This window comes from Janthinobacterium amylolyticum, assembly GCF_051380655.1.
Classification (GTDB): Bacteria; Pseudomonadota; Gammaproteobacteria; order Burkholderiales; family Burkholderiaceae_D; genus Janthinobacterium.
Genome location: NZ_JBNYXL010000009.1, coordinates 226,601 through 245,727, shown reverse-complemented (window position 1 = coordinate 245,727; position 19,127 = coordinate 226,601). Strand labels below are relative to the sequence as shown.

Below are 19,127 nucleotides of genomic sequence, written 5' to 3'. Positions count from 1 at the left end.
GGGCGTAGGGAGAAATTTCGACGTCGGCGCAAGCGTTAGTAAACTAGGCAGACTGACAATGGAATAACTGACTTTCCGGTAATTTAAATTGCATTGGCAGAACTATTTTCCATGCCGACCTCAGCCATTTGGCGGAGGTGCCCGACGCCGGTCGCGGACGACTATTGCTTGCAAATTGCGCATCAGTTGAAACAATTTCTTACAATGTTGCCTTCTCAATATTTCGGTATATTTGTTTCAAAAAAACGACACTTTGACCCAGATCAAGCTTCTTGCACAACATTTCGCCGGGCCTGCCGCCACCCTTCAGCCATGTCTTGCCTGAAATGGCGACGCGCCGGCATCAACGCCGCCCTGCGCGCCGCAGCAGGCGCATGAAACCACAGAGCAATGGCAATTTTTCGTACAGTTCCTCGGCGACATCCCAATAGTCACGGTGCAGCACGACCCGCCCCTGCGCATCGAAGCGCACATGGGTGGCGCCGCGGATGCACTGTTCCCCCGCGACCCAGCGTTTCATGCGGAAACGAAACTCCCAGGTCAGGAACGCCTGTTCGCCCTGTCCCATACTGTCGAGCACGACAAAGCGGGGCGCATCGACCTGCACGAACATGTGCTCGAAGATGGCCAGGATGGCGGCATGCCCCGCCACCTCATTGAACGGGTCCTTGAAGCGGGCCTCGGGCGCATACACGGCTCCCAGCTGGGCCAGCCCTTCAAGGCTCAGGTTTTCATAGAAGCCCACCAGGCGCGCAAGCGCGCCTTCGGGGGCAACAGCGGGCACGACACTGCTCTCTTGTTCAGTCATAGTCCTGTTACCTTGCGAATCAACCAAAAATACGCGCGGTACGGCAATAGCCGCGCCAGCCGCATGCTATTGGTAAAGCGCTTGGGGAAGTGGATGTGGAACCGCCCCCGTTCGATGCCATCAAGCATGGCCGCCGCCGCTTGCTGCGCCGTGATCAGGGCCGGCATCGTGAAATCATTGCCGGCGGTCAAGGGGGTGGCAACAAAGCCAGGGTTAATTTGATACACATCAATCCCGCGTGGATGCAAGTCCAGATACAGCGACTCCGTCAGGTTGATCAGCGCCGCCTTGCTGGCGCCATAGGCGAGCGCCTTCGGCAAGCCGCCGTAGCCTGCCACCGAGGCGACGATGCCGATCCCGCCCGCGCCCTGGCGCAGCAGCAACGGCAAGGCCTGCGCCAGGCAATTGAAGACGCCGCCCACGTTCAGGGCCAGCAGGCTTTGCGCCGCTTCCAGGTCGAAATCGTCGGCACGCATGGCCTGGTAGCCGCCGGCGACCACGAGTATCAGGTCGACATGCGACCATTGCCGGATCAGCTCATCGCACACGGCGCGCACTTGCAGCGGTTCGGTGATATCGAGCGGCAAGGCCAGCGCCAGCGGCTGTCCTACGCACAATTGCTCCAGGCTGGCACGGTGGCGCGCAGACAGGGCCACGCACGCGCCCTGCTCCAGCAGCATGCTGGCGCAGGCCGCGCCGATGCCGCTGGAGGCGCCGATGATCCACACGTGCTTGCCTGCCCAGCTGCTGATCTTGCGATTCATGGGGCCGCCTGCGGGCGCTTGCTGAACGACAGGGTCACGGCGCCCAGGCCGAAGCCGAATTTGCTCATGGCGGCGCGGTTGAGCATGACCTTGTCGTCCATCAGGAACATCCAGTCCTCGAAGTCGACGTGGTACACCGTGCCATCGACGGGCAGCGCCAGCACATATTGCCAGCGCAGCGCGTTGCCGGCCACTTCGCCGACGGCCTCGCCGATCACGTCAGGTGCCGTGCCGATGAAGCGCCCCGGCGCCGTCTTGCGCAAGGTCCACACGCGCCGCTGCTTGCTGCCATCAGAATAGGTGAAATCCTCGTCGAGCGTCCCCGTCTCGCCCACCCAGCTGGCGCGCATCACCACCGTGAAGCGTTTGACGACTTTGCCGCCGCGATCCTGGAAGATGCCGTGCGCATCGAGGGTGCCATTGAAGTATTGCTGCAGGTCCAGCTTCGGCAATTCCTGCGCGTAGGTGGCCGGCGTGGGCGGCGTGGAGCAGGCGGCCAGCGCCAGCAGCAAGGCCGCCGCTGTCATGCCGCGTTTGCAAAAAGTCATGAGGCGCATATGCGGGTCTCCGTAGTATGTGTATATATATGTTGCAGGGGCGCGCGCCACAGCAGCAGCGCCGCCAGCAATTTCAGGACGCAGGGCAGCAAGGCGTAGGCCGCCGAGAGGGCTGGCAAGCCGCCGCCCTGCCCCGGCACATAGCCGAGCCAGGCCAGCAGGGGCAAGGCGATGCCGGCCGCCAGGGCTAGGCTCATCTGCACGCCCCAGTTCCACCAGCCGAAATACGCCGCTTCGTGCCGTTCGGCATGGCCGGCAGCGCCGATCAGTCCCGCCAGCAGGGCCGGCGGCAAGGCCAGGTCGGCGCCCAGGGCCAGGCCCGACAGCAGGCAAATGGCCGCGAAACCCCAGGCGGCGCCCGCGCCGAGGCCATAGGCCCAGACAAAGACGGCGGCGGCCAGCAGCATGGCGCCACCCCAGGCGCGCGCCTCGCCAAAGCGGCGCGCCAGGGCCACCCACACGGGCATCGAGACGGCCGCCGCGCAAAAATACACGATCAGGAAGGGACCCGCGTAGTGGCCAAGGCGCAAATAGTCGCTGGCAAAGAACAGGAACAGGGTGGCGGGAATGGCGGCCGCCACGCCATTGACGAGCAGCACGGCAAACAGCCAGCGAAACGCGCGCTGGCGAAACGGCACTTTCCAGCCGCCGGGCGACGGCGCTTGGGCTCTGGCGTGCACGGCGGGACGGGGGGCGCGCGCCAGCAGCAGCGCACCCGACGCCAGCAGGCAGATGGCAAAGGCCAGCGACAAGCCGTCGTAGCCGAAAACGGCGGTCAGGCCCGCCGCCAGGATCACGCCCAGCAGGCCGCAGCCTTCGCGCACGGCCGCCACGCGCGCGCGCTGCGCCCGCGCCTGCGTGAGCGCGGCGCCCCAGCTCTGGTGGGCAATGCTGGCCAGGCCGTAGGCGGTGTAGACGAGCAGCAAGGTTGCCAGGAACCATGCCAGGGTGGCCGCTTCCTGCATGGCGGGCGGATGGAACAGGGCGCCAAAGCCCAGCAGCAGCAAGGGCAGCGAGATGGCGACATACACGGCATACGCGCGCCCGCCACGCGCCATCCAGGCGCCCAGGGCCGGATCGATAAAGGCGGCGGCGATCCTGGCCGCCAGCAGCACGGCGCCGATCTGCGCCAGGTCCAGGCTGCTGCGCTGCGCATAAAACGGCGCGACATATATATAGATGGGCAGCGCCAGCATGGCCAGCGGCAAGCCGAACAGGCCATAGCGGAACAAGGCCGGCAAGGTCAACGCGCCAGCCCCGGCATTCATGGCAGCGGCGCCGCATTCTGCAGCAGCGCGCTGCGCAGCTTCGGCGCCGTCGTGGCGGGCGCGAGCCAGATGGCGAAAAAGGCGCGCGCGAAGTCGCCATCGCTCACATCGGCCAGCACTTTGCCATCGAGATAGAAGCGCACGCCGGGCGCGATGCCGGCCCGGTAGGCGCCCGCGATGCGCTGGCCTTCCCTGACGTCAGGAAAGATGCGCTGCATGGTCGATAGCCAGGCCAGGCGCTGCTCCGGTGTGCCCACGCCGATTTTCTGCATCTGTTCGTAGCTGGCTTCGGCGATCTTCTTGCCGTCGAGCGAACGCGCATAGCGCAGTTCCAGCACGAACGGCGCCGTTTCGGACGCCGCCCCCTGGTAGCCCAGCGGGCCCACCCACAGCTGCGCCTGATAAATGCGCATGCCAAACCAGGTGTAATCGCCTTCTCCCGCCAGGCGGGCTTCGGGCACATCCCCGGTCACAAAGGCCGGAGGCGCGGCAACGGCAGCAAATACGCTGAAGGACAGCACAACGGCGGCAAGCAGTCGGCGCATGGTCACTCCTTGATGAGGGTAAATTGCATGACATCCGTGTTGTGGGCCAGGAAAGCGGCCTCGCAATACGCCAGGTAAAACTCCCAGGTCAGCAGGAAACGGCCATCGAAGCCCTGTTTTTCCAGCGCCACGCGCTGCGCCAGGAAGCTGGCGCGCCACTGGCGCAGGGTTTCCGCGTAATCGAGGCCAAAGCTGAAGGCGTCTTCCACGCGCAAGCCCTGCGCTTCGGCGGCGCGGCGAAACTCCGCCGGCGACGGCAGCATGCCGCCCGGAAAAATGTACTGCTGAATAAAGTCAGTGCTCTTGCTGTAGCGCTCGAAAAGCTCGTCGGCGATGACGATGGTCTGGATGCAGGCGCGGCCGCCCTGCTTCAGGTTGCGCGCCACGCAGGCGAAATAGCCGGGCCAGTAGCTTTGCCCCACGGCTTCGAACATCTCGATCGAGGCGATGGCGTCGTACTGGCCGGCGCTGTCGCGGTAATCGCACAACTGCAAGTCAGCCTGTTGCGCCAGCCCCGCGTCGTGCAGACGCTGGCGTGCATACGCCAGCTGTTCGGTAGACAAGGTCAGGCCCGTCACATGGGCGCCATGCTCGCGCGCCGCCGTTTCCGCAAAGCCGCCCCAGCCGCAGCCGATTTCCAGCACCCTGGCGCCTGGCTGCAACTGCAGCTGACCGGCGATGCGCCGGTACTTGGCCACTTGCGCCTGTTCCAGGCTGGCGCCGTCGCTGAACAGGGCGCTCGAATACGTCATCGACGGGTCCAGCCACAGCTGATAAAAGGCGTTGCCGATGTCGTAATGGGCGTGGATATTCTTCTTGCTGCCCTTGCGCGAATTACGGTTGAGCAAATGGCGGACTTTGTAAATCACATTGCCCCACCAGTTACCGTAGATCAAGGACTCGATCTGCGCGCGGTTGCGTATCATCAATTCGATCAGGCCCGGCAGATTGTCCGTGCGCCAGTCGCCCGCGATGAACGTTTCAGCAAAACCGATGTCGCCCGAGCGCAGCACGGCCGCGCACAGGCGCCAGTTGTGCAAGTCCAGCGTGACGGGGTGGCTGCCGTCGCCGTACAGCAAGACGCTGCCGTCCGGCGTGCGCAGGCGCAAGGCGCCATATTGCAATTTTTCCAGCAGGCGCAGAATCATGCGCGCGCTCGCGGGCAGGTCCAGATGCGCATGGTCGGCGGCCGTGCTGCTGCGCGCATGCAGGCCGGTCGGCAGGGAGTCGGAGCTCATCGTGACACCTTTTCTTGTGGGGGTAGGGGTTTGCTGAAAAACGGCACGCGGCGCAGCCACAGGCGCAAGGCTTGCCAGTGGATGCGCGCCATCACGCCAAACGTCATCAAGGGGTAGCGCAGCAGGGCCCAGGCGATGGCGCCATCGCGCAGCGGCTGCGCCGTGCCGGCCAGGCTGGTCTGCAACAACGGGCCGTCCAGGTCGTCGTAATCGACCCTGGCCAGGTGGCGCTCGCCAGCCTTTTCGCTATTGCGCAGGAAACGGAAGCGGTACTGCCCTTCCACCTTGCAAAAAGGCGAGACGTGGAAAATCTTCTTCGCGCGCAACTCGCTGCCGTAGGCGATCGCATCGCCGTGGTCGAGCAGGTACAAATGGCGTTCGCCAAAGGTATTGCGCACATCGCACAGCACGGCGCGCAACGCGCCATCGGGACGGTGGCAAAACCAGAAGCTGACAGGATTGAAGACATAGCCGAACATGCGCGGCATGGTTTGCAGCCAGATTTCGCCGCCCGCGTCCGTCACGCCATGCTGGCGCAGCAGGCCATCGATCCACTCCTGCAGCGGCGTCGCGCCATCGCCATGGTCGCTGTCACGGAAGGACAGCACATTGGCGCGGTTGCGCGAAATCAGCCGCGCGGCGAAATCCTGCGTGCCCATGCTGCGCAGGGGCAATCGCAGATAAAACATGCCATAGCTGAAGGCATGCGCGCGCGGGCGCAGGCGCGCATGGCGCACCAGCCCCAGGCACAGCTGGGGCCGCGCCTGGGCTGGCTGGCCGGGATCACGCGGCATGGCCGAGCTCCGCCGCCGCCATGCCATTCAGCGCTTCGGCCACGGACAGGCCCGACTTCAAGCCGTCTTCATGGAAGCCATACCCGGTCCAGGCGCCGGCGAACCACGTGTGCTGCGTGCCCTGGAAACCGGCAAGGCGCTCTTGGGCGGCGATGGCGGCGCCATCGAACACGGGATGGGCATAGGAAAACTCGTCGATGACCTTGGCCGGGTCCGGCTCGTCGAGCGGATTAAGCGAGACGATGACGGGGGTGGTGAATGGCAAGGGCTGCAGCTGGTTCAGCAAATAATGCACGCACACTTGCGGTGCATCACCCTGCGCGGCCGGCCGACCCTGGTAATTCCAGGCCGACCAGGCGCGGCGCCGCTGCGGCAGGCAGGAAGCGTCCGTGTGCAGCACAGCCCGGTTCGGCTGGTAGCGCACGGCTTCGAGCACCTTGCGTTCATCGTCGCGGATATCGCCCAGCAGGGCCAGCGACTGGTCGCTGTGGCAGGCCAGCACGACATGGTCGACATGCTCGACGCCGGCCGCCGTGTGCAGCTCGACCATGCGTGCGCCGCCGTGCGGCTGGCGGCGCACGGCCAGCACGGGACACGCCAGGCGCTGCTGCGGGATGCCTGCCAGTAATTTTTTCACATACTCGCGCGAGCCGCCGCGCACCGTGCGCCACTGCGGCCGGTCGCTCACTTGCAGCAAGCCATGGTTGTGGCAGAAGCGGATGAAGGTGGCCAAGGGAAAGGCCAGCATCTGGCGCGCCGGGCACGACCAGATGCAGGCGGCCATCGGCAGCAAATACCAGTGGCGGAATTCCTCGCCATAGCCGTGCAGGTCAAGAAACTCGCCCAGCGACAGGGCCGGTGCCGGCACGCCGCCCGTGGCCAGGGCACTGGCCTGGCGGTTGAAGCGCAGGATATCGCGCAGCATGCGCAGGAAGGCGGGGCGCAGCAGATTGCTGCGCTGGGTAAACACGGTATCGAAATTGGCGCCCGCCCATTCCAGCACGCGCGCATCGGATGCGGTACCCAGCGGCATCTTCACGGAAAACGACATGTCGCTGTCTGCCGCTTCGACGCCCAGCTCGTCGAACAGCTGCACCAGGTTCGGGTAGGTGGCGTGGTTAAACACGAGAAAGCCCGTATCGACGCCATGCGTGGCACCATCGAGCGTCACATCCACCGTATGGCTGTGACCGCCAAAATAGTCGCCGGCCTCATACAAGGTGACATCCTGGCCAGCTTGCGCCAGGCGATAGGCACACGACAATCCTGCAATTCCTGCTCCGACGACGGCAATTTTCATGAATACACCTGTGTTAAGTTTGTCCTGGACAAAAAGGCCTCATGGATAATCGATGAAATATTGATTTATGTCAATGAGCGCTCTCGGCAGTTCACAAACTTATACGCCAGCAATTTTCAATCGGATTCAGCTATTTGGTACGGGGCAGCGGAAGGCGTAAAATGCATGCCACGTTCTTTTGCAAGCGAGCAAAGCCCCTCTGGTATGGATACTGACCTGCAACCTACTCCCGCCTTCAGCATCAGCGATGTCGAGCGCGACACCGGGCTGGCCAAGGAAACCTTGCGTGTCTGGGAGCGCCGCTACGCCTTTCCCCAGCCGCAGCGCGATGCCTTTGGCGAGCGCAGCTATCCAGCCGAGCAGGTGCAAAAATTGCGCATGGTCAAGCGCTTGCTGGACTTGGGCTTTCGTCCCGGAAAAATCATGCAGCACAGCACTGCCCAGTTGCAGCAGCTGGCCGGCGCGGGCGCCAGCACGCCGGGACAGGCGGCGCCACAGCTGGAGCACTACCTGGCGCTGTGCCGCGGCCACCGCATGGCGGAACTGGGCGATGCCCTGCGCCAGGCCTTGGCGGTGCTGGGCCTGAAAGCCTTCACCATCGACGTCATCGCGCCCCTGACGGGCATGGTGGGCGAGGCCTGGGCCTGCGGCGACCTGGCCGTGTATGAAGAACATTTATATAGCGAAACCCTGCAGACGGTGATGCGCCACGCCATTTTTTCCCTGCCGCAGGCAAGCAGTCCCAGCATCCGCACGCCGCGCATCGTCCTCAGCACCCTGCCGCAGGAACGCCATGGCCTGGGCCTGCTGATGGCCGAAGCGCTATGCACGGCGGCCGGCGCCCAGTGCCTGTCGCTGGGCGTGGAGACGCCGCTGACGGACATCGTCGCGGCTGCCCGCGCGCAGCGGGCCGATATCGTGGCGCTGTCGTTTTCCAGCGCCAGCAAGGAACGGCAGGCGCGCGACAGCCTGCAGCAGCTGCACGCGAGCTTGCCGCCAAGTATGGAACTGTGGGCCGGCGGACGCAGCCCCGTCCTTTACCGGCGCCCGCCGTCTTTCCTGCACGTGCTGGACTTGCGGCAAGTCGAGGAAAGCATCGCCGACTGGCGCCGCCGGCATCAGGCCGATGCCCTGCAAACGCACTGAACGCGGCAGAACTGCGGCGATCTTCGTGGATACCCGCGCAATGTTGCCAATCGAACAGTAAAGCATGAAGGGCCGGGCGCGCTCTGGTAGAATAGCCCCATCAACAGTGTCCGGCGCCGCCGGGCCTAAGGTCAGCACCCGCCACCACATATCCATGTTTAGTTTCTTCAAGAAAAAAACCGCCGCCCCCGAGGCCGCGCCAGCCGAGCCCCTCGCCCCTCCCGCCGCCACGCCGCCTGCCGCGCCTGCCTCCGCGCCGTCCGCCGCTCCCTTGAGCGGGGCGCCGGCCGAAGTCGTGCCCGTGATCGTGGCCACCGAACCCGAGAAAAAATCGTGGATGACGCGCCTGAAGGCGGGCCTGTCGAAAACCTCGAACACCTTGTCCGTGCTGTTCGTCGGCGCGAAGATCGACGACGCCCTGTATGAAGAGCTGGAAGCGGCGCTGCTGATGTCCGACGCGGGCATCGACGCCACCGAATTCCTGCTCACGGAATTGAAGAAAAAGGTCAAGGAAGACAAGCTGCTTGACGCCGCCGCCGTCAAGGCCGCCTTGAAAGTGCTGCTGATCGACCTGCTCTCTCCGCTGGAAAAACGCTTCGAGCTGGGCCGCCACAAGCCGCTGGTGATGATGATTTCCGGCGTGAATGGCGCCGGCAAGACCACCACCATCGGCAAGCTGGCCAAGCACATGCAGTCGAACAATCAGTCCGTGCTGCTGGCCGCGGGCGACACCTTCCGCGCCGCCGCGCGCGAACAGCTGATGGTCTGGGGCGAGCGCAACAACGTTACCGTGATTTCGCAGGAATCTGGCGACCCGGCCGCCGTGGCATACGACTCGGTGCAGTCGGCGAAGGCGCGCGGCATCGACGTGGTGATGGTCGACACGGCGGGACGCTTGCCGACACAGTTGCACCTGATGGAAGAATTGAAGAAAATCAAGCGCGTGATCGGCAAAGGCATGGAAGGCGCGCCGCATGAAACCCTGCTCGTCATCGACGGCAACACGGGCCAGAATGCCCTGACGCAAGTGAAGGCCTTCGACGACGCCCTGCAGCTGAGCGGCCTGGTGATCACCAAGCTGGACGGTACCGCCAAGGGCGGCGTGCTGGCGGCGATCGCCCGCGTGCGTCCCGTACCCGTGTATTTCATCGGTATCGGTGAGAAAATTGAAGACTTGCAGCCCTTCGTGGCTGCCGAATTTGTCGAAGCGCTGCTCGGATAAACTACCTACATGATTGAATTTCAGCACGTCTCCAAGCAATACTCCCCCGACGCAGTGGCGCTCAGCGACATTTCGCTGAATATTGCCAAAGGCGAACTGGTGTTTTTAGCGGGCCCGTCGGGCGCCGGCAAATCCACCCTGCTGAAAATGATCGCCGCCATGGAACGTCCCACTTCGGGCAAGCTGATCGTCAATGGCCAGGACATGGCGAAGATCAAGCCGGCCGGCGTGCCCTTCCTGCGCCGCAACATGGGCCTGATCTTCCAGCAGCAGAAACTGCTCAACGACCGCTCCATCCTGGCCAACGTCATGCTGCCGCTGCTCGTCGTCGGCGCGCACAAGGCGGCCGCCGAGCAGCGCGCGCGCGCCGCGCTCGACAAGGTCGGCTTGCTGGACCGCGCCATGGCGCGTCCGCTGTCGCTGTCGGGTGGCGAGCAGCAGCGCGTGTCGATCGCGCGCGCCATCGTCAACCGGCCGCAGATCATCCTGGCCGACGAACCGACGGCCAACCTGGACCGCGCCAGCGCCAACAAGGTGCTCGACGCCCTGAAAGCCTTCCACTCCGTGGGCGTGACCTGCCTCATTTCCAGCCATGACGAACAAATGCTCGACGCCGCCGCCCGCGTGATCCACCTGAAAAACGGCCAGCTGGTGGCCATCGACAAGGCCACGCAGGCGCCCGTGTTCGCCCCGCCCGATCCCGATTTTTCACCAACGCCCACGCCTGGCCAGGATGATGCCGAGGGAGAACGCGCATGAGAGGCTGGTTCCGTCAACACCGCTTCGCACTGGGCTCGGCGCTGATCCACCTGCGCAAGTCGCCGGGCGGCTTTTTATTGAACGTGGTGGTGGTCGCCATCGCCCTGTCGCTGCCGTTCGCCGGCTTGACCATGCTCGACAATGTACGTCCGATGTCGGAACAGATGTCGGTCGACCCGGAAATCAGCATTTTCCTGAAAATCGACACGCCGCGCGAGCAGGCCGTGGCCCTGGCCGGCGAAATGCGCAAGATCGTGCGCGACCAGAAGGCGAAGATCGTCTTCGTGCCGCGCGAGCAGGCGCTCGATGCGCTGAAAAACAAGAGCGGCCTGGCCGACGTGCTGAGCACCCTGGGCGACAATCCCTTGCCCGACAGCTATGTGCTGAAACTCGACGCCTTCAACAGCGCCAGCGAGGCGCAGGATGTCGATGCGGTGGCGGAACAGCTGCGCCACCTGCCCGGCGTGGAGTCGGCGCAGGTCGATTCGGCCTGGGTCAAGCGCCTGGCGGCCCTGCTGGGCGTGCTGCGCCTGGTGCTGCTGCTGCTGGCCATCACCCTGGGCGTGGCCGTGATCGCCGTTGTCTTCAACACCATCCGCTTGCAGGTGATGCAGCAGCGCGATGAAATCAGCATCTCGAAACTGATCGGCGCGACGGATACTTTCATCCACCGCCCCTTCTATTACACGGGCGCCCTGCTGGGCCTGTGCGCCGGCGCGCTGGCGCTGGGTGCGGTGGCGCTGGCCCTGCAGCCACTGAATACGGCAATTGCCGAGTTTGCCCGCCTGTATGCGTCCGAATTCCAGCTGGTGCCGCTGGCGCCGCTGCCGATGGCCGGCTTGCTCGCCCTCAGCGCGGGCCTGGGCCTGATCGGCGCCTTCCTCTGCGTACAGCGCCATCTGGCGCGCCTGAACTGACCTTCCTCCCCATGGCGGCGCCTGCGGTGCCGCCATGCCTGACTGCCTCTTGTTTTTTTGCTATTCGCCCCATACTGCGATTATCTTGATATTTAGCAAGTATTCTTAAGGCTCGCTTCAGCTTGCGGCCGTAGACTATGCATGTTGTCGTGAAGAAGGTGTGGCCCTGTGAGGCAAGAGCGGAACGGTGCATGACGCAGCCACCATGCGGCCTGGCGCCGCGTTTCAGAGAAAATATCAACTGGCGATTCGCCATAGCATTTAGGCTATCACGACGATTAAATGTGCCGATTGGCACTCTCTGACAGAGAGTGCTAATATACAGACATACCAAGGCAGACACGCCAAGGGCGCCAAATGAAGATGGTGCCGCGATCTGCCAAGCGCAAGACCGAATACGCAAAAAACGAACGAAAATCGGGCCATGTCGTGTGACATGGCCAACTGGAACAAAGCAAGACTACGAGGGAGAAAACATGACTATGATGTCCGCAACGTCCGCATTGGTTCCGACCAAAAATAATGCGCTGGGCCTCGGGTTCACCGGCAATCTGGGCAATATCGATGCCTATATTTCGGCCGTGAACCGTCTGCCCATGTTGACCCATGACGAAGAAATTTCGCTGGCGAAACGCCTGCGTGAAAAAAATGACCTGGCCGCCGCGCAAGAGCTGGTGCTGTCGCACCTGCGCCTGGTGGTCTCGATTGCCCGCGGCTATCTGGGCTATGGATTGCCGCACGCCGACCTGATTCAAGAAGGCAATATCGGCTTGATGAAAGCCGTGAAACGTTTCGATCCGGACCAGGGCGTGCGCCTGGTGTCGTACGCCATGCACTGGGTGAAAGCCGAGATGCATGAGTACATCCTGAAAAACTGGCGCCTGGTCAAAGTGGCGACGACGAAGGCACAGCGCAAGCTGTTCTTCAACCTGCGCAGCCACAAGACGGGCCTGGACGCGATGACGCCCAAGCAAGTCGATGCGCTGGCCAAGCTGCTTGACGTGAAACGCGAAGAAGTGATCGAGATGGAAACGCGCCTGAGCGGCCGCGACATCGCCCTGGAATCGCCGACCGACGATGAAGACGACAAGTTTTCGCCGATCGCCTACCTGTCGTCGGAGCAAACCGAGCCGACCAAGGTGCTGGAAGCGGAACAAGTGACGCGTCTGCAATCGGAAGGCCTGGAAACGGCCTTGAGCAAGCTGGACGCCCGTTCGCGCCGCATCATCGAAGCGCGCTGGCTGGCCAACGATGACGGTTCCGGCGCCACGCTGCACGCGCTGGCGGAAGAGTTCGGCGTCTCGGCCGAACGCATCCGCCAGATCGAAGTGGCGGCACTGAAAAAAATGAAGGGCGCTTTGGCGGCCTACGTGTAATGGACGTGTAACACCACGCTACAGCCGCAGTAAAAAAGGCGCCGCAAGGCGCCTTTTAGTTTTGAACTTTAATGTTTATCAACAGATAAACATTGTCGCCCGTTAAGCTGCAGCCAAGCCCTTGGCGATCAGCTCGGCGACTACCTCATTCAGATCCGCGCCGCGCTCCTTGGCGATGTTCTGCAATTGCAAGACCAGATCGCTGTTGAGCTTGACGGCGAATGGCACCAGGCCCAGGGCCTGATCGCGCTTGCGCTGTTCGCGGCGGTCGATGACCACTGCTTCCTTACCGAATGCACCGGCGCCGGGAACGTGCATCTTTCCCATCAGTTTCTTGGCATCGCTTTTGGCCAGGTCGGTTTTTTTCATGGTTGTTTCCTGATTTTCAAAACAGCCATTCTACGCAGTAATCGGTGTGCCGCGTGGCCGGCGCAGCAATTCATCCGCAGCGCGCCAGGAGTGCGCCGGAAAAATATCAATTTGTTATTATCATTTTAATCTCTTGCGTGGCCGCCACGCCAAGGACGCTCTATCTGAAAGGAAAAGCATGCATTATCTGACCCGCTCTTACCGTACCTTGTTACTCCCCTTGCTGCTCGCCTGCCTGGCCGTGCTGGCTGGCTGCGGCGCTGCCGGCAGCGCCGGCGACGCTGAAAACACGCCGCGCAGCCTCACCCACGTACTCTCGCCGGGCGAGCAAGTGGCCATCACGGCCACCGACACCCTGAAACTCGAACGCGTGAACGACAGCCGCTGCCGCAAGGGCGCCGTGTGCGTGTGGAAAGGCTACGTCAGCTACAGCTTCAGCCTGATCAACAAGGCCGGTGCCACGGATATCGTCCTGTCCGATTCCATGCCCGGCGGCGCCAGCTCCGCCAGCGTCAAGCACCTGACATTTACCCTGCTGGACGTCGATCCGGCCACGCCGCCGGCGCTGGACGCGGAACAACCCACCTACCGGGTCAAAGTGAAAATCACGCAGAACGCCCTGCCCCGCTGATTGTCCAGCGTCAATTCCTGTCGCTAGGCAGGCGCCTGCTTGACGCGTTATGATCGTGCAACTCATTCACCAAGGCAGCACGATGATCGCATTCCAGGGCCTGGCCAAACAGTACGGCAGCTTCGAGGCCGTCAAGCCGCTCAGCTTGCAAGTCAATAAAGGCGAAGTCTTCGGCTTCCTGGGACCGAATGGGGCGGGAAAAACCACCACCATCCGCATGCTGATGGGCATCCTCGTGCCCAGTGCCGGCAAGGTCCTGATCGACGGCCTCGATTGCCACCGCGACGGCGCCGCCGTCAAGCGCAAGGTGGGCTACCTGCCCGACAATCCGATTTTTTACGATTATTTGCGCGGCCGCGAAATCCTGCAGTTCGTGGCCGAAATGCATGGTTATCCCCGCGCCGAGGCGGCCGCGCGCGCGGCGCGCCTGCTGACGGAATTCGGCCTGGACGAAGCGAGCGAGGATTTCGCCGTGAATTACTCGCTGGGCATGAAGAAAAAGCTGGGCCTGGCATGCGCGCTGATCCATGACCCGGCCGTGCTGATCCTCGACGAGCCCATCAACGGCCTCGACCCGCGCGCCTCGCGCGACGTGCAGGAACGCCTGCTGCGCATCGCTGCGGCCGGCACCACCATTTTTGTGTCCACGCATTTGCTCGACATGGCGCAAAAACTGTGCAGCCGTGTTGCCATCATCCACCGGGGCGCGCTGGCGGCCACGGGCAGCCTGGACGATATCCGCCAGCAGCTGTCGAGCGACGGCAGCCTGGAAGACATCTTTTTACAGCTGACCGACGAAACGGTCGCCGCGTGACGCCCGCGCCACCGGGTGCCTGGCGCGCCGTCTGGCTGCTGACCCGCTTGCGCCTGCAGCGCCTGCTCAATGTCAGCGGCAAGGGCCTGTCGTTCAACAAGGGCGGCAAGAGCCGTCCCGCCACGCCGGGCAAGAAACGGGCACCCTGGCTGCTGGGCGCGCTGCTGCTCTTGCCCATGCTGTTCTCCTCAGGCAATATCGCCCGCCACAACCTGCTGAACATGCATTGCCTGCTCGACCAGGTGGCCGTTTGCCAGGCCAAGGGCAGCATGCAGGCCGGCGAGCGCGTGCTGGCGCCCGTCATCGCCCACCTGATGGAACAGCCCTTCAGCACAGCGCTGGCGGGCGCCCTGACCCTGCAATTGGTGCTGCTGTGGCTGGTGAGCCTGCTGCTGCCGCTGGGCATGGGGGAACTGTCGAAACCGGACTGGGACCTGGAATGGCTGGTCACCCTGCCCGTCGACAAGGGCACCCTGCTGTGGGCGCGCGTGCTCGAGCGCACGCTGGTCAACCCGCTCGGCCTGCTGGTGCTGTGGCCCGGCACCACCATGATCGCCTGGTACTCGGGCCAGGGCTGGTTTGCGCCACTGTCGGGCCTGCTCGCCTGCCTGCTCCTGCTGGCCTTGGCGGCCATGCTGCGCACCCTGGTCGATACGGGCCTGCGCCTGTCGCTCAGTCCGGCGCAGCTGGGCAACCTGCAGGCGCTGCTCTCGGTGGCCGGCCTGTTTCCCATGTATATGGGCATGTCGTTCGGCATGGGCACGGGCGGCTTTGCCCATGCATGGGCGGCGGCCATGCCCGCCTGGAGCGCCTGGACACCGCCCGGCCTGCTGGTGCGTCTGCTCAATGCCAGGGGTGCGGCGGCCGCGCTGCCGGCCGCCCTGCTGCTGGCGCAATGCCTGTGCCTGATGCTGCTGGGCATGGCGATGCTGCGCCGCCAGCTGCGCCACGGCGTGGTGGGCGCGGGGCAGCGCGAGGCCGGCCGCAAGCGCTCCTCGGTGGCACAGCCCACAGGCAGGTGGCGCACCGGCATCGGCACCGTGATCCAGCGCCGCGAACTGACCCTGCTGTTGCGTGACCGCAATTTTCTCGTGCAAACCCTGCTGCTGCCCTTGCTGATCCTCGGCGGCCAGGCCTTGTTCTCGGGCCAGGCGCGCGACCTGCACGAACTGCTGTCCAGTCCCACCCTGCTGGCCTGCACCGGCTTTTTCCTCGGCACCTATGTGCTGATGATGTCGGCCTTCCAGACCCTCAACAAGGAAGGCGGCGCGCTGTGGCTGCTGTACACCTTTCCCGGTTCCGTCGACCAGGCGCTGCGGCAAAAGGCCCAGCTGTGGGCCGCGCTGGCCCTGCTCTACCCCCTGATCCTGTTCGGCGCGGCGCTGGCCTGGCAAGATGCCTGGCGCTGGGACATGGCGGGCCTGATGCTGCTGGCCCTGGCCGGCATTCCCCTGTACGCGGTGATCGCCGTGGCGCTGGGCGTGTTTTCCAGCGACCCGCTGGCCACCGAGGCGGCGGCCAAAATACGCCCCGCCTACACCTATCTGTACCTGCTGCTGACGGGCCTGTACATCGCCGCGCTGGCGGTCGGCAGCCTGGCGCAGCAGTTGGTGTTCGTCGTGCTGACGGCGGCGCTGGCCGTGGCCTTGTGGCAAAAGGCGCGCGATGCCATACCGTATCTGCTCGATCCGGCCGCCTCGCCGCCGGCCCGCGTCTGCGCCTCCGATGGCCTGATCGCCGCCATGCTGTTTTTCACCCTGCAGACGCTGGCCTGGCTGTTGCTGCAGGGCCGCGTGGCGGCGCCGCTGGCGCAGGTGGCCCTCGCCTTCGGCAGCGCCGGCGCGCTCACGTATCTGCTGGTGCGTCTGGTCTACTGGCGCAGCAAGACGGCTGGCGTGCCGCGCATCGGCGGGGGCCGGCAAGCGTGGCGCCGGGGGGCGGCGGGCGCGACGCTGGCGGCGCTGTTTGGCATCGCCTGCACGCTCGTGCTGCAGCCGCCCGCGGCCACACCGCTGGCCGACCATCCGTGGAACGGCGTGTGGCTGTTGGGCCTGACGGTGCTGGCCGCGCCCCTGTGCGAAGAATTCATTTTCCGCGGCCTGATCCAGGGCGGCTTGCGCCGCTCGCTGCCCGCCTGGCAGGCGATCGGCATTGCCGCCGCCATCTTTGCCATCATGCATCCACCCGCCTCCATGCTGCCCGTCTTCGTGCTGGGACTGTGCGCGGGAGTCGCGTACGAGCGCAGCGGCGCGCTGCTGGCGCCCATGCTGGTGCATGCGGGTTATAACGCGGCCATCCTGGCATTCCAGCTGAGCAGGTGAAGCCTTGCGTATTTGCTAGAATCGCACACGCCGCGTTTCTCATACGCTTAGTGTCCGTATCCCAACCCATGACTACGCACCGATCACGCATGAAATTATCCTTGCTCGCGCCCCTGTGCTATGCCGCCATGCTGAGCGGCTGCACGGTGCTCGCCCTGCGCCCGAACAGCGGTATCGAGAACAGTACCTTCGCGGTACAGGAAACCCCGCGCCTGCGCATCGATGCGCCCAAGGCGCGCATCCAGAATCCCCAGCCCAGCGACCATTTCATCGGTATCGCCCTGTCAGGCGGCGGCAGCCGCGCCGCCAATTTCTCGGCCGCCGCGCTGGAGCAGCTGGAGCAGTTCGGTCTCGTCAGTGGCGCCTCGGCCATCTCCGGCGTCTCGGGCGGCGCCATCGCGGGCGGCTATTACGCGCTGCATGGGCGCAACACGGACTGGCCAGTGCTGCGCGGCAAGCTCAAGACGGATTTCTTCGGCCAGACCATCCTCAAGCCCGCCAACCTGACAACGATGTTGTTGACGAACAAGACCCGTACCTCCTTCCTGTCCGACGTGTTCGACGATGTGCTGTACGACAAGAAGACCTATGCGGACCTGCCGCACGACGGCCCCATCTTTCTGGCCAATGCCACAGACGCCACGAATGGCGGCAAACGCATGGTGTTTTCCTACGAATATTTTTATAACACCCTGCATTCGCCGATCAAGGATATCCGCCTGGCCACGGCCGTGGCCACCTCGGCCGCCTTCCCTGGCGTCTTCGATTCCGTCACCTTCGAGCGTTTCCGCCCCAAAAACAGTTTCGTGCCGGAACTCGGCTCCGAATCGCGCGACTCGCCGTCATACGTGCACCTGTTCGATGGCGGCGCGGCCGACAACCTGGGCGTGGAAACCCTGTGGGATGTGGCCCTGACGCAGCTGTACGGCAACGACATGGCCTTCGTGCCGGCGCGCCTGAACAGCAAGCCTTTCATCCTTCTGTCCATCGATGCCAACGCGCCCAATTCGAGCGCCGTGTTTGAAAAAATGTCGGATGAGCGCCAGCCGCTGGACCGCATCTTCAACAAGAATATCTACGATGCCGTCGATGCCCTGTTCTCGCGCCAGCGCAAGGAAAACCTTGTCAAGATGGGGTTTGGACAAGCCCGCTTCGATACCATCACGCATGAGAATTTTGGCGACCTGAGCCAGAAATTCGTGAAGGGCAAGCGCACCTCCACCTTTGCCATTCCCGTGCTGTGCCGCCCTCATCTGGGGCTGTTCCACTGCGAAGTCGATGCGGCCGATCCCCTGCCGGGCCAGGTGCGCACCATGCTGGAAGGCTTTGCCTGGCATATCTCCATCGATGAAATCGCCTCGCTGGCGCTGCGCCTGTCCAGCGACGATGCGCAAGTCAATTTTTCCCGCAAACAGGAACGCGCCGCCCTCGTCAAACTGCAGCGCCTGGCCACGCAGACGAAAACCCATCTGAAGCTGACCGGCCCGGAAAACTGCAGCCCGGACGTGCTGCAGTCGGCACTGTACAGCGCCGCGCGCGTGCTGATCCTCGACGACGAGGACTCGCGTTTCGCCCTGTGCGACTACATGCTGACGGGCGGACTGATCAATGACGCCACCGTCTGCAAGCAGCGCTACGTGCACACCGTCCCCAGCTTTGCCATCGAGAGCGAAGACCTGCAATACCGCAACCTGAGTTCGGACGGCAATTCCGTGAATGTGCCGATACGCTGCAAGAAGTAAGCGGCCTGCCGGGACAAGTAGCAATCTTGATTGCAATCAAGACAGGAAACATGCTGGCGATGATGAATGGGCTGTATGCCTGTTGCGGGGAATAAACCCATGCACGGCAGCCTCATGGCCAACAGTCATCGTCAAGGATAGCCCATGTTTTGCACTGCCTGCGGAACCCAGCGACCAGAGGGCAATGTGCGAGGCCGATAGCGAGCAGTAGCACAGCACACGCCAGCTGCACCACGCGCACAAAAAAGCCCGCACGATCGCTCGTGCGGGCTTTAGCGCAAGGATTCCAAGCGCCCGGCTGATTTAGATCAGCCGACTACGCCTGCGCATGTAGCTGCGGCTTAACGCACCTTCCAATTCCTGCTCCGTTTTATGCTGGTTCACCGTGTACAGGGCCCACAGGGCCGCCGGCGCCCAGCCGATCACAGTGCACTGCAAGATCAAGGCGGCGGCACCGGCCAGCGGGCGCCCCAGCATGAAAAACGTAAGACACGGAAGTAGCAAGGCTATCAGCAATCGCATCACGACATACTCTCCTTCAATATAGAGCAGCGGA

The 19,127-nt window shown here is 63.8% G+C and carries 19 protein-coding genes; 9 read left to right on the top strand and 10 right to left on the bottom strand.

Annotated elements, in window-relative coordinates; all coding sequences use genetic code 11:
- Positions 1-343: 343 nt before the first annotated feature.
- The 8 genes from ACQ4WR_RS20380 to ACQ4WR_RS20345 are packed head-to-tail and all read right to left on the bottom strand — an operon-like array spanning position 344 to position 7,274.
- Complete coding sequence (locus ACQ4WR_RS20380; protein ID WP_436489538.1) at positions 344-808, bottom strand: nuclear transport factor 2 family protein; 465 nt, start codon at positions 806-808, stop codon at positions 344-346.
- Positions 805-1,572: an SDR family NAD(P)-dependent oxidoreductase gene (locus tag ACQ4WR_RS20375; RefSeq protein ID WP_102295567.1), complete on the bottom strand. Its 768-nt coding sequence runs from the start codon at positions 1,570-1,572 to the stop codon at positions 805-807. The genes ACQ4WR_RS20380 and ACQ4WR_RS20375 overlap by 4 nt, the downstream gene beginning before the upstream one ends.
- On the bottom strand, positions 1,569-2,120 hold the full coding sequence (locus ACQ4WR_RS20370; protein WP_436489535.1) for a DUF3833 domain-containing protein: 552 nt from the start codon (positions 2,118-2,120) through the stop codon (positions 1,569-1,571). Before ACQ4WR_RS20370 ends, ACQ4WR_RS20375 begins: the two co-directional genes overlap by 4 nt.
- On the bottom strand, positions 2,117-3,397 hold the full coding sequence (locus ACQ4WR_RS20365) for an MFS transporter (RefSeq protein WP_436489533.1): 1,281 nt from the start codon (positions 3,395-3,397) through the stop codon (positions 2,117-2,119). Before ACQ4WR_RS20365 ends, ACQ4WR_RS20370 begins: the two co-directional genes overlap by 4 nt.
- Entirely contained in the window at positions 3,394-3,942 is a 549-nt protein-coding gene (locus ACQ4WR_RS20360) for a chalcone isomerase family protein (RefSeq protein WP_102295837.1), read from the bottom strand. The genes ACQ4WR_RS20365 and ACQ4WR_RS20360 overlap by 4 nt, the downstream gene beginning before the upstream one ends.
- A gap of 2 nt (positions 3,943-3,944) precedes the next feature.
- Positions 3,945-5,180: a class I SAM-dependent methyltransferase gene (locus tag ACQ4WR_RS20355; protein ID WP_436489531.1), complete on the bottom strand. Its 1,236-nt coding sequence runs from the start codon at positions 5,178-5,180 to the stop codon at positions 3,945-3,947.
- A complete protein-coding gene (locus ACQ4WR_RS20350) occupies positions 5,177-5,974 on the bottom strand; it encodes a DUF1365 domain-containing protein (protein ID WP_102295835.1) in 798 nt (265 codons plus the stop codon). Before ACQ4WR_RS20350 ends, ACQ4WR_RS20355 begins: the two co-directional genes overlap by 4 nt.
- Entirely contained in the window at positions 5,964-7,274 is a 1,311-nt protein-coding gene (locus ACQ4WR_RS20345; protein WP_102295833.1) for an NAD(P)/FAD-dependent oxidoreductase, read from the bottom strand. Before ACQ4WR_RS20345 ends, ACQ4WR_RS20350 begins: the two co-directional genes overlap by 11 nt.
- 204 nt (positions 7,275-7,478) lie before the next feature.
- Here ACQ4WR_RS20345 and ACQ4WR_RS20340 point away from each other — a divergent pair, with 204 nt between their 5' ends.
- The 5 genes from ACQ4WR_RS20340 (at position 7,479) to rpoH (ending at position 12,694) form a co-directional block, all read left to right on the top strand.
- Positions 7,479-8,420, top strand: coding sequence for a MerR family transcriptional regulator (locus tag ACQ4WR_RS20340; RefSeq protein ID WP_436489528.1), 942 nt, complete (start codon positions 7,479-7,481; stop codon positions 8,418-8,420).
- A gap of 154 nt (positions 8,421-8,574) precedes the next feature.
- Complete coding sequence (gene ftsY / locus ACQ4WR_RS20335) at positions 8,575-9,642, top strand: signal recognition particle-docking protein FtsY (protein ID WP_436489526.1); 1,068 nt, start codon at positions 8,575-8,577, stop codon at positions 9,640-9,642.
- A gap of 9 nt (positions 9,643-9,651) precedes the next feature.
- Positions 9,652-10,401 carry a cell division ATP-binding protein FtsE gene (locus ACQ4WR_RS20330; protein ID WP_436489524.1) on the top strand — a complete coding sequence of 250 codons (750 nt, stop codon included), beginning with the start codon at positions 9,652-9,654 and terminating at the stop codon, positions 10,399-10,401.
- A complete protein-coding gene (ftsX, locus tag ACQ4WR_RS20325) occupies positions 10,398-11,318 on the top strand; it encodes a permease-like cell division protein FtsX (protein WP_102292960.1) in 921 nt (306 codons plus the stop codon). Before ACQ4WR_RS20330 ends, ftsX begins: the two co-directional genes overlap by 4 nt.
- Before the next feature lie 482 nt (positions 11,319-11,800).
- Entirely contained in the window at positions 11,801-12,694 is an 894-nt protein-coding gene (gene rpoH / locus ACQ4WR_RS20320) for an RNA polymerase sigma factor RpoH (protein ID WP_102292959.1), read from the top strand.
- Between the two features lie 102 nt (positions 12,695-12,796).
- Here the strand turns inward: rpoH and ACQ4WR_RS20315 are convergent, their stop codons facing one another.
- Entirely contained in the window at positions 12,797-13,063 is a 267-nt protein-coding gene (locus ACQ4WR_RS20315) for a hypothetical protein (protein WP_102292958.1), read from the bottom strand.
- A gap of 178 nt (positions 13,064-13,241) precedes the next feature.
- Here ACQ4WR_RS20315 and ACQ4WR_RS20310 point away from each other — a divergent pair, with 178 nt between their 5' ends.
- The 4 genes from ACQ4WR_RS20310 to ACQ4WR_RS20295 all read left to right on the top strand — a co-directional run bounded on the left by ACQ4WR_RS20310 (position 13,242) and on the right by ACQ4WR_RS20295 (position 18,571).
- Positions 13,242-13,694 carry a hypothetical protein gene (locus ACQ4WR_RS20310; protein WP_102292957.1) on the top strand — a complete coding sequence of 151 codons (453 nt, stop codon included), beginning with the start codon at positions 13,242-13,244 and terminating at the stop codon, positions 13,692-13,694.
- Positions 13,695-13,776: 82 nt separating this feature from the next.
- Positions 13,777-14,508, top strand: coding sequence for an ABC transporter ATP-binding protein (locus tag ACQ4WR_RS20305; protein ID WP_102292967.1), 732 nt, complete (start codon positions 13,777-13,779; stop codon positions 14,506-14,508).
- Positions 14,505-16,829 (top strand): CPBP family intramembrane glutamic endopeptidase, encoded by a 2,325-nt coding sequence (locus ACQ4WR_RS20300; RefSeq protein WP_436489521.1) that lies wholly within the window; start codon positions 14,505-14,507, stop codon positions 16,827-16,829. Before ACQ4WR_RS20305 ends, ACQ4WR_RS20300 begins: the two co-directional genes overlap by 4 nt.
- Positions 16,830-16,918: 89 nt before the next feature.
- Complete coding sequence (locus ACQ4WR_RS20295) at positions 16,919-18,571, top strand: patatin-like phospholipase family protein (protein ID WP_436489519.1); 1,653 nt, start codon at positions 16,919-16,921, stop codon at positions 18,569-18,571.
- A gap of 303 nt (positions 18,572-18,874) precedes the next feature.
- On the opposite strand, the gene ACQ4WR_RS20290 is transcribed toward ACQ4WR_RS20295, so the two are convergent.
- A complete protein-coding gene (locus tag ACQ4WR_RS20290) occupies positions 18,875-19,093 on the bottom strand; it encodes a hypothetical protein (protein WP_034784905.1) in 219 nt (72 codons plus the stop codon).
- Positions 19,094-19,127 lie beyond the last annotated feature (34 nt).